Origin of the sequence: Shigella sp. FC1967, from assembly GCF_001743005.1 — a bacterium.
GTDB lineage: Bacteria > Pseudomonadota > Gammaproteobacteria > Enterobacterales > Enterobacteriaceae > Proteus.
Genome location: NZ_MIIZ01000266.1, coordinates 1 through 9,936 on the forward strand (window position 1 = coordinate 1; position 9,936 = coordinate 9,936).

8 protein-coding genes are annotated in these 9,936 nt (G+C 41.4%); 6 read left to right on the forward strand and 2 right to left on the reverse strand.

The window, feature by feature from the left end:
* The first annotated feature begins 151 nt into the window (after nt 1-151).
* The gene (locus BHE89_RS26805) at nt 152-841 is read left to right on the forward strand and encodes a serine hydrolase (RefSeq protein ID WP_353615095.1); all 690 of its coding nucleotides are present in this window, start codon (nt 152-154) and stop codon (nt 839-841) included.
* Nucleotides 756-1,382 (forward strand): D-alanyl-D-alanine-carboxypeptidase/endopeptidase AmpH, encoded by a 627-nt coding sequence (gene ampH, locus BHE89_RS26810; RefSeq protein ID WP_353615096.1) that lies wholly within the window; start codon nt 756-758, stop codon nt 1,380-1,382. Before BHE89_RS26805 ends, ampH begins: the two co-directional genes overlap by 86 nt.
* A gap of 68 nt (nt 1,383-1,450) precedes the next feature.
* On the opposite strand, the gene lptG is transcribed toward ampH, so the two are convergent.
* Both lptG and lptF read right to left on the reverse strand, forming a co-directional pair.
* Nucleotides 1,451-2,530 (reverse strand): LPS export ABC transporter permease LptG, encoded by a 1,080-nt coding sequence (lptG, locus tag BHE89_RS02430; RefSeq protein WP_069369812.1) that lies wholly within the window; start codon nt 2,528-2,530, stop codon nt 1,451-1,453.
* Complete coding sequence (gene lptF / locus BHE89_RS02435; protein WP_069369813.1) at nt 2,530-3,627, reverse strand: LPS export ABC transporter permease LptF; 1,098 nt, start codon at nt 3,625-3,627, stop codon at nt 2,530-2,532. The genes lptG and lptF overlap by 1 nt, the downstream gene beginning before the upstream one ends.
* A 286-nt stretch (nt 3,628-3,913) precedes the next feature.
* On the opposite strand from lptF, the gene pepA reads away from it, so the two are divergent.
* The 4 genes from pepA to BHE89_RS02455 all read left to right on the forward strand — a co-directional run bounded on the left by pepA (nt 3,914) and on the right by BHE89_RS02455 (nt 9,767).
* Nucleotides 3,914-5,422, forward strand: coding sequence for a leucyl aminopeptidase (gene pepA / locus BHE89_RS02440; protein ID WP_069369814.1), 1,509 nt, complete (start codon nt 3,914-3,916; stop codon nt 5,420-5,422).
* Nucleotides 5,423-5,527: 105 nt separating this feature from the next.
* Nucleotides 5,528-5,977, forward strand: coding sequence for a DNA polymerase III subunit chi (locus tag BHE89_RS02445; protein ID WP_023583544.1), 450 nt, complete (start codon nt 5,528-5,530; stop codon nt 5,975-5,977).
* 13 nt (nt 5,978-5,990) lie between these two features.
* Entirely contained in the window at nt 5,991-8,879 is a 2,889-nt protein-coding gene (locus BHE89_RS02450; RefSeq protein WP_069369815.1) for a valine--tRNA ligase, read from the forward strand.
* A 378-nt stretch (nt 8,880-9,257) separates the two neighbouring features.
* Nucleotides 9,258-9,767: a GNAT family N-acetyltransferase gene (locus tag BHE89_RS02455; protein WP_069369932.1), complete on the forward strand. Its 510-nt coding sequence runs from the start codon at nt 9,258-9,260 to the stop codon at nt 9,765-9,767.
* The last annotated feature ends 169 nt before the right edge of the window (nt 9,768-9,936 follow it).

Sequence of the window (9,936 nt, forward strand, 5' to 3'; positions counted from 1 at the left end):
TAACAGGCATATTTGTTGGTATTATCTTAGGTGCCGTATTAAAAATGATAAAGAAAAAATAGCGCGATAAAACAGGCACCAAATTAAAACATAAAATAAGTTTATGTTGATCGCATTCCTTTCACCTCACTGACTTCTGTTGAAAGTAAAAATGAAAAAACATTTTCTAAAATATCTTATGATCCCTGTCGCTTTGCTGACATTGAATGCGTGTAGCCAACGTTCGTCATTACCACCAGCGACACCGCCTTCCATGTTAAACCAACAGAACAGTGTGCCTGAATTAACACAATGGCCTACGGCATTAAGTCCTAATGTCAATAATGCAAGAACACTGTTTGATAAATACGCTTCACAGATTTATCAAAAAAGTAATCCTCAAGGTATGGTTATTGTCATGATCAATAACTCTCAAACCTTGAATCGTTCTTTTGGGACAACAACACCTAAAAGTCGCAACGCCCCCTCCATGAACTCATTGATCCGCATCGCTTCTATCACAAAGCTAATGACAAGCGAAGTGATGTTAAAACTACAAGAGGATGGAAAATTATTAGTCACTGATCCACTGCAAAAATACAGCTACTATGGTGTCGACATTCCATTAGTCAGCGCTCAATCCCCTATCCGTCTTTATCATTTAGCAAGCCACACGAGTGGTTTTCCGCGAGAACAACCTGGTGGAAAATGGGGAAGACCTGTTTTTATATGGCCAACGCATGGCGACCGCTGGAACTGGCTGAAAAAAAGCGACACTGACAGCTACCGCAGGAGAGCAAGCGGCTTATTCAAACCTAGCTTACGATCTATTAGCGGATGCCTTGGTAAAAGCATCAGGTAAAAGTTACCCTCAACTTTTACAGCAATATGTCACTCAGCCCGCCGGTATGACTAATACCACATTGACGCCGACACCAGCACAATGTCAACGGCTATTAGTGGGATATAAGCCCAGTCCATGCTCTGATACTATTGCCGCCGCTGGGAGTGGTGGTGTGTACTCAACACCTGCTGATATGCAACGTTGGATGCAAGGCTTTTTGACTTCTCATCATGCCATGAGAAAAACAACTGCAAGTAAAGAGCAGGCAGTCTACTTCCCACGTAATCGGCTCTCTTCAATAGAAGGGATGGATGTTGCAGGTCGTGCTGATGGCGTGGGTTTAGGATGGGTTTATATGGCTCCCGCCAATGGTATTCCCGCGATTTACCAAAAAACAGGCGGTGGCGGTGGGTTTAATACTTATATGGCAACCATTCCTGAATTAAATATCGGTGTATTTGTGGTGATCACCCGTAAACCTAACGGCACTAAGTTTAGTGAAGTGACTCAAGGTACGAATGCGCTTGTTCGTGCTCTGGCAAAAGATTTTTATCAGTAGTCAGATACTCGATAGTGATAATAAAAGCGCCTTAATAAGGCGCTTTTATTTTTCTGGCTGATATTGACTTAGCGATTACGCTTCATCAATAACCATAGACTCAGAGTTAGAAAGAGTATTCCCGGGACTAATGCTGCAATCACTGCGGGTATGCCATAAACCAAACTTAATCGTCCTGAAACTTCATTGACGATATAGAATAAGAAACCAAAAGAGATACCGGTTAAAACTCTTAATCCCATTGGTACAGTACGTAATGGACCAAAAATAAATGACAATGCCATTAACATCATTACTGCAACAGAGATTGGGGCAAAGATTTTTTTCCAAAAATTCAGCTCATAGTTTGCTGACTCTTGCCCACTTTGTTTTAGATATTTAACGTACTGATAAAGCCCGCTGATCGATAAAGCATCCGGATCTAACGCCACAACGCTTAATTTTTCTGGCGTGAGTCGTGTTTGCCATTCAAGTGATACCTGTTTTTTACCGGTGATTTTTTGTAGATCCGTTAAATCTGACTCTTCAACCTGTTTCAACATCCACGTTTTTTTATTCGTATCGTAGGTTGCGCTTGATGCATAACGTACCGTTTCTAGTTTTCTATCATGATTAAAATCATAGAGCGTGATGCCTTGCATCTCATTTTGGCTCTTTATTCGGTTGATATGAATAAATTGGTTGCCATCTTTAGCCCACATACCGCGGTTAGTAGAAACTAAAGAGTTACCCATGATTTTTTCAGCACGATAGTTACGAGCATATTGTTCACCCTGTGGAGCCCCCCATTCACCAATCAGTACTGTTAACAGAACTAACGGAATAGCGGTTTTCATCACCGAGCCTGCAATTTGCAAGCGGGTAAATCCTGATGCTTGCATTACTACCAACTCACTACGCGTTGCTAATGCACCTAATCCTAATAATGCCCCCAATAAGGCAGCCATAGGAAAGAAAATTTGCACATCTTTAAGGATATTTAAAATGGCGTAAACACCTGCATCCAGCGTGGTGAAATCACCTTGCCCTACTTTACGAAGTTGATCGACAAATTTGATAATGCCGGATAATGAAACCAGCAAAAATAGTGTCATCAAAATTGACTGTAAAATAGTACGCCCGATATATCTATCTAATACACCAAACATCAGGCAACTCCTTTCTTAAAGCGAGCACGGAATTTACGCATAGGCAAGGTATCCCAAACATTTAATAAGAGAGCTAAGGCGAGATAAACGCCATTAACACTCCACATCGCAATGAGAGGATCAACTTTTCCTTTTTCACCATTAGAGTGCAATGAACTTTGTAGCAAGAAGAACACCAGATAAAGCAGCATAGCTGGTAACATACTTAATACGCGGCCTTGACGTGGATTAACCTCACTTAAGGGTACGACCATCACAGCCATAATGACAACAGAGAAAATCAAGGTTAAGCGCCAATGGAATTCAGCAATAGACTCTGTTTCATTCGAATGCCAAAGTTCAGTCATCGTCTTTTGTTCTACACGATTACTGCTGATGGTCGATTCACGGTGCCCAATAACCGCTTGGTAATCATTAAAATCGGTAATACGAAAATCACGTAGTACCGCCGTACCTTCATAGCGAGTTCCCTCGCTTAATACGACTATCTGATTCCCGTTAGGTAATTCTTTGGTATAGCCTTTATCTGCCACCACAACAGAAGGACGCTGATCTTGCGTTGGACGCAGTTGTGCAAGGAAGACATCTTGGAATTGATTTCCTTTTACACTACCAAGATAGAGCACCATATTACGGTCGCTGGACATTTTAAATTGCCCTTCCATCAATGCCGCTAAACTTGGGTTGGCTTTAGCATCCTCAAGTACTTGCTCTTGATGCGCTGAAGACCAAGGAATAAGCCAAATGACATTTCCTGCTGCTAATGCGCTGGTCAGTAATGAGAGCAACAGTGCAGCTTGCACTAATGCTTTCTTACCTATTCCGCACGCATTCATGACGGTTATCTCACTTTCAACATAAAGTTTGCTGTAAGTCATCAGAAGCCCAAGAAAAAGGCTTAATGGAAGAATAAGCTGTGCCATCTCAGGAATTCCCAGCCACAGCAGAGAAACCACGAGGTTTGTAGGAATGTTACCTTCAACAGCAGCCCCTAAAATTTCAACCAGTTTCTGGCTAAAAAAGATAAGCATCAGAATAAATAAGATGGCTATCTGACTTTTAAGGGTTTCCCGAGCTAAATATCGAATTATAATCACGCTAGTTATGCCTGTGAAAACTTGTCTTTTTGCAGGAAAATCGCTAACTTCGTTGTAAATCTATCATTTGTGCATCTCAGTTAGACATTCTTGCAGCCCAAATGATATCAAAACATGCTATAAACAGGTTCCCAATAAGAACAAGCTTATAAGTTAGCTAAATTAGTTGTGTTCAATTAATGCATTTAGCTTAACATAAAAAGTAAACTTTCTATGGGGTAGATTAATGCGGATCACTATTCTAAACGATACTTTCCGTTTTTGTCTTTAATATTCAGGAGAACGCATGGAGTTTAATGTAAAAAGCGGCAGCCCAGAGAAACAACGCAGCGCTTGTATTATCGTGGGGGTGTTTGAGCCTCGTCGTTTATCTCCGATCGCGGAGCAACTTGATAAAATCAGTGATGGCTATATCAGCGCCTTGTTACGCAGAGGTGAACTGGAAGGCAAAGTCGGACAATCATTGCTGTTACATCATGTACCTAATGTTCTCTCTGAGCGCGTTTTACTGATTGGTTGCGGTAAAGAGCGTGAATTGGATGAACGCCAGTATAAACAGATCATTCAGAAAACCATTAATACACTCAATGAAACTGGCTCTATGGAAGCCGTATGCTTTCTGACTGAGTTACACGTTAAAGGTCGTAATAATTACTGGAAAGTGCGTCAAGCGGTTGAGACTGCAAAAGACTGCCTCTATACCTTTGATCAACTAAAAAGCAATAAGACAGAATTACGTCGTCCATTACGTAAGATGGTCTTTAATGTACCTACTCGTCGTGAATTGCCAAGTGGTGAACGCGCAATTGCACACGGTTTAGCCATCGCATCAGGTATTAAAGCATGTAAAGATTTAGCTAACATGCCTCCCAATATCTGTAATGCTGCTTATTTAGCCTCTCAAGCTCGCCAACTAGCCGATTCATCTACCAATGTTTCTACGCGTGTTATTGGCGAAGAACAAATGAAAGAGCTAAATATGAATGCTTACCTTGCGGTAGGGCAAGGCTCTCAAAATGAATCTTTAATGTCGATTATCGAATATAAAGGCAATAAAGATCCTGAAGCTCGCCCAATTGTGTTAGTGGGTAAAGGGCTGACATTTGACTCGGGTGGTATTTCTATTAAACCTGCTGATGGCATGGATGAGATGAAATACGACATGTGTGGTGCCGCAACGGTTTATGGTGTGATGCGCGTCGTTGCTGAACTCCAGTTACCAATCAATGTCATTGGTGTGCTTGCGGGTTGTGAAAATATGCCGGGTGGAAAAGCGTATCGTCCTGGTGATATTTTAACAACTATGTCAGGTCAAACCGTCGAAGTATTAAACACCGATGCTGAAGGTCGTTTAGTGCTGTGCGATACATTAACCTATGTTGAACGCTTTGAACCTGAGTTAGTTGTTGATATCGCAACCTTAACCGGTGCATGTATGGTGGCTTTAGGCCATCACTACAGCGGATTAATGTCTAATCATAATCCATTAGCGCATGAATTAATGAATGCATCAGAGCAGGCAGGTGACCGCGCTTGGCGTTTACCATTAGGCGATGAGTTCTATGAACAAATCGAATCTAATTTTGCTGATTTAGCCAATACAGGTGGGCGTTTAGGGGGGGCAATTACTGCGGGTTGTTTCTTAGCGCGTTTTGCAACTAAATATAACTGGGCTCACTTAGATATTGCCGGTACAGCATGGCGTTCAGGTAAAGCAAAAGGGGCAACAGGCCGTCCTGTTTCTTTATTGTCTCAGTTCTTACTTAATCGCGCAGGTTTGAATAGCGACGAGTAATACCGCATAATTATCAAGGTTAAGGTATTACCCTATTATTAGGGTAAATAGAGCAGACTCCAAGAAGGGTATTGCAACGCAATACCCTTCTGTTATCGGGATATCATGAAAAACGCCACGTTTTATTTAATGGAACACCCATCAATACATGATGATTTACAGGCTCATGAGTGGCTTGCCTGTCAACTTACCGCTGAACATTGGCGATTAGGCAAACGTATTTTGTTGGTTTGTGAGTCTCAAGCTCAAGCTGAATTGCTTGATGAGGCATTATGGGCAAGAGAACCTCATCAGTTTGTTCCTCATAATCTTGCAGGTGAAGGACCTCGTTATGGCTCTCCTGTTGAATTATGTTGGCCTGGAAAACGTGGTAATGCACCTCGTGATCTCTTGATTAATTTGCAATCGCAATTCGTAGACTTTGCCACAGCTTTCCATGAAGTGATAGACTTTGTACCTATTGATGAACAATTGAAACAGTTGGCGCGTGAACGATATAAAATTTATCGTAGCGTCGGCTTTACTTTGACAATGGCTACGCCGCCAACCTATTGAATACGTAAAGAATATGGAAAATAAATCCGCACCGAAAGAGCCATCGCTCGACACAACATATAATCCAGCAGAGATTGAACAACCTCTGTATCAGCATTGGGAAAAAAATGGCTATTTCAAAGCCAATGGCGATACAACAAAAGAAAGCTTCTGTATCGTGATCCCACCGCCAAACGTCACAGGTAGTCTACATATGGGTCATGCTTTCCAGCAGACCATTATGGATACCATGATCCGTTATCAGCGCATGCAAGGTAAAAATACCTTATGGCAGTCAGGTACTGACCATGCAGGTATCGCAACTCAAATGGTTGTTGAGCGTAAAATTGCTGCTGAAGAAGGTAAAAATCGTCATGACTATGGTCGTGATGCATTTATCGACAAAATTTGGGAATGGAAGGCAGAATCAGGTGGTAACATTTCTAACCAAATGCGTCGTTTAGGTAATTCTGTTGATTGGGAACGTGAACGTTTCACCATGGATGAAGGATTATCTAAAGCGGTAAAAGAAGCTTTTGTTCGTTTACATAAAGAAGATCTTATCTACCGCGGCAAACGCCTTGTAAACTGGGATCCTAAATTACACACCGCGATTTCTGATCTTGAAGTCGAAAACCGTGAAGTTAAAGGATCTATGTGGCACCTGCGCTATCCTTTAGCTGATGGAGCAAAAACAGCGGAAGGCAAAGATTACCTCATTGTTGCAACAACACGGCCTGAAACCATGTTAGGTGATACCGGTGTTGCAGTTAACCCAGAAGATCCTCGCTATAAAGATTTAATTGGTAAAGAAATTATTTTACCCATCGTTAACCGTCGTATCCCGATTTTAGCGGACGAACACGCTGATATGGAAAAAGGGACCGGTTGCGTAAAAATCACCCCTGCTCACGACTTTAACGACTACGAAGTTGGACGCCGCCATCAATTACCCATGATTAATATCATGGATTTTGACGGCAATATCCGTGTTAGCGCAGAAGTATTAGACACCAATGGTGTTGAATCTGATGTTTACAGCACTGAAATTCCAGAAGCCTACCAAGGTATGGAACGCTTTGCTGCACGTAAAGCTATGGTTGCTGAATTTGAACGCCTAGGTTTATTAGAAGAGATCAAACCTCACGATTTAACGGTACCTTACGGCGACCGTGGTGGCGTAGTTATCGAGCCTCTATTAACAGACCAATGGTATGTTCGCGCAGCGCCTTTAGCAAAACCTGCTGTTGAAGCGGTTAAAAATGGCGATATCCAATTTGTACCAAAACAGTACGAAAATATGTACTTCTCATGGATGAACGATATCCAAGATTGGTGTATTTCTCGTCAACTGTGGTGGGGTCACCGTATTCCTGCTTGGTATGATAATGAAGGTAATGTCTACGTCGGTCGTGACGAGGAAGAAGTTCGTCGTGAAAACAATATCGCAGCAGATGTGGCATTACGCCAAGATGATGACGTACTGGATACGTGGTTCTCATCTGCACTGTGGACATTTTCAACATTAGGCTGGCCTGAAAACACCGAAGCACTGAAAACATTCCATCCAACGAATGTCTTAGTCAGTGGATTCGATATCATTTTCTTCTGGATCGCCCGCATGATCATGATGACCATGCACTTTATCAAAGATGAAGACGGTAAACCGCAAATTCCATTTAATACGGTTTACATGACAGGTCTTATTCGTGATGAAGAAGGTCAGAAGATGTCAAAATCCAAAGGTAACGTACTCGACCCTCTGGATATGATCGACGGTATTTCATTAGAAAACCTGTTAGAAAAACGTACAGGTAATATGATGCAGCCTCAGATGGCTGAAAAAATTGCTAAACGTACTCGCAAAGAGTTCCCAGAAGGTATTGAAGCACACGGTACAGATGCCTTGCGCTTTACCTTAGCTGCGTTGGCTTCAACCGGTCGCGATATTAACTGGGATATGAAACGTTTATCGGGTTACCGTAACTTCTGTAATAAGCTGTGGAACGCAAGTCGCTTTGTTCTGATGAATACAGAAGAGCAAGATTGTGGCTACCAAGGTGGTGAGATGACATACTCACTCGCTGACCGTTGGATCTTAGCAGAATTCAACAATACCGTTAAAGCTTATCGTGAAGCGTTAGACAACTATCGTTTCGATATCGCTGCGGGTATTTTATATGAATTTACTTGGAACCAATTCTGTGACTGGTATCTTGAGCTATCAAAACCTGCAGTACACAAAGGTAATGATGCACAAAAACGCGCAGCACGTCATACGCTGATTGAAGTATTAGAAGGCTTATTACGTCTTGCTCATCCAATCATTCCATTTATCACAGAAACCATCTGGCAACGAGTGAAGGAAGTGAAAGGCATTGAAGGTGAAACCATCATGCTACAAGCTTTCCCTGAGTTCGATGCATCGCTGGTGGATGAACATGCACTTAACGATCTTGAGTGGATCAAAGAAGTGATTGTTGCGGTTCGTAATATCCGTGCTGAAATGAATATCGCTCCAGGCAAACCACTTGAGGTTATTTTACGTGGTGCAGATGACAATGCTAAGCGCCGTGTCAGCGACAATATTGGTTTCTTAAAAGCTATGGGGCGTTTAGCGGATATTCGTCCATTAGCAGAAGGTGAAGAAGCGCCATTATCAGTGACCAAACTGGTTAGCGGCGCAGAATTGCTGATCCCAATGGCAGGCTTTATCGATAAAGATGCAGAGCTTGCTCGTTTAGATAAAGAGCTTGAAAAAGTAGAGAAAGATATCACCACTTTAGACAGTAAATTATCTAACGATGGTTTTGTTAGCCGAGCACCAGAAGCGGTTGTTGCTAAAGAGCGTGAACGCTTAGCGACATGCTTAAATGCAAAAGAGAAGCTAATCGCACAGAAAATCTCTATCGCCTCTTTATAAGCACTATCGCTTTAAAGGTACTGAGATTGATAATGAAAACCCGCGTTTATCGCGGGTTTTTACTTAATATTATTCAGCTAAAAAATAAAACCATTTTTTCACTTCATTTTTTTATTATTCCCAGTTCTATTCTCGCCAATGTGCCTTTTTCATTCCTTATTTTCGCTTAAATTTGCTCACTCACTAAAAATATAACGCTAAAAATAAACAGAATAAGTAAGCAAAGAAAAAGGGTTAACGGTTTACAAACCCACTTAATCAATTAAGATAGTTTTTGTAGCTATCCGTGCTACTTTCAATGAAGAAGTTCCTTTCCGGTGCTCTCTCAATAAATAATCAAAAAATATTCTACTAATAAGTGAAACGATGAGTGCAACTATGACTGCAATCCAAACTATAACCCCAAATATTGTTATCCGAGCTATTGAAGAAAAAGACAACGCAGGTATTGCACGCGTTATTCGTGAAGTCTCTGCTGAGCATGGCTTAACCGCCGATAAAGGCTTTGCGGTTGCCGATCCCATTTTAGATACCCTCTATGAAGTTTATCATCAGCCACGCAGTGCTTACTGGGTTGTTGAAATGGAGGGGGAAGTTGTTGGTGGTGGTGGTGTCGCGCCACTTGCTGGAGGTGATGGCAATACTTGTGAATTACAAAAGATGTACCTTTCATCCAAACTACGTGGCAAAGGTATTGCGAAAAAAATTGTTCTACAATCTCTTGAATTTGGTAAAGAGCAAGGCTTTAGCCGTTGCTATTTAGAAACCACAGACATCTTAAAAGCAGCTGTCGGTTTATATGAAAAACTCGGATTCGAATTTATTGATGAAGCATTAGGTAACACGGGACATAGTGACTGTGAGATCCGTATGGTGAAATCACTTTAAGCATTCTTGCTGTTCCCTACGTAATACAATAAATAAAATAAGCACTGTTTTACCCGCATTTTTATGCGGTTTTTATTAGCAAAAATAGTACCTATTAGCACAAATCCTATTTATCAAAATGATATAAATACGGTATATTTCCATGCTTATTTTCACAATTAATTTCTTA

Coding starts and splice junctions, on each gene's coding strand:
- BHE89_RS02445 (WP_023583544.1), top strand. CDS start 5,528: ATGAAAAACGCCACGTTTTATTTAATGGAACACCCATCAATACATGAT.
- BHE89_RS26805 (WP_353615095.1), top strand. CDS start 152: ATGAAAAAACATTTTCTAAAATATCTTATGATCCCTGTCGCTTTGCTG.
- pepA (WP_069369814.1), top strand. CDS start 3,914: ATGGAGTTTAATGTAAAAAGCGGCAGCCCAGAGAAACAACGCAGCGCT.
- BHE89_RS02450 (WP_069369815.1), top strand. CDS start 5,991: ATGGAAAATAAATCCGCACCGAAAGAGCCATCGCTCGACACAACATAT.
- lptG (WP_069369812.1), bottom strand. CDS start 2,530: ATGTTTGGTGTATTAGATAGATATATCGGGCGTACTATTTTACAGTCA.
- BHE89_RS02455 (WP_069369932.1), top strand. CDS start 9,258: ATGACTGCAATCCAAACTATAACCCCAAATATTGTTATCCGAGCTATT.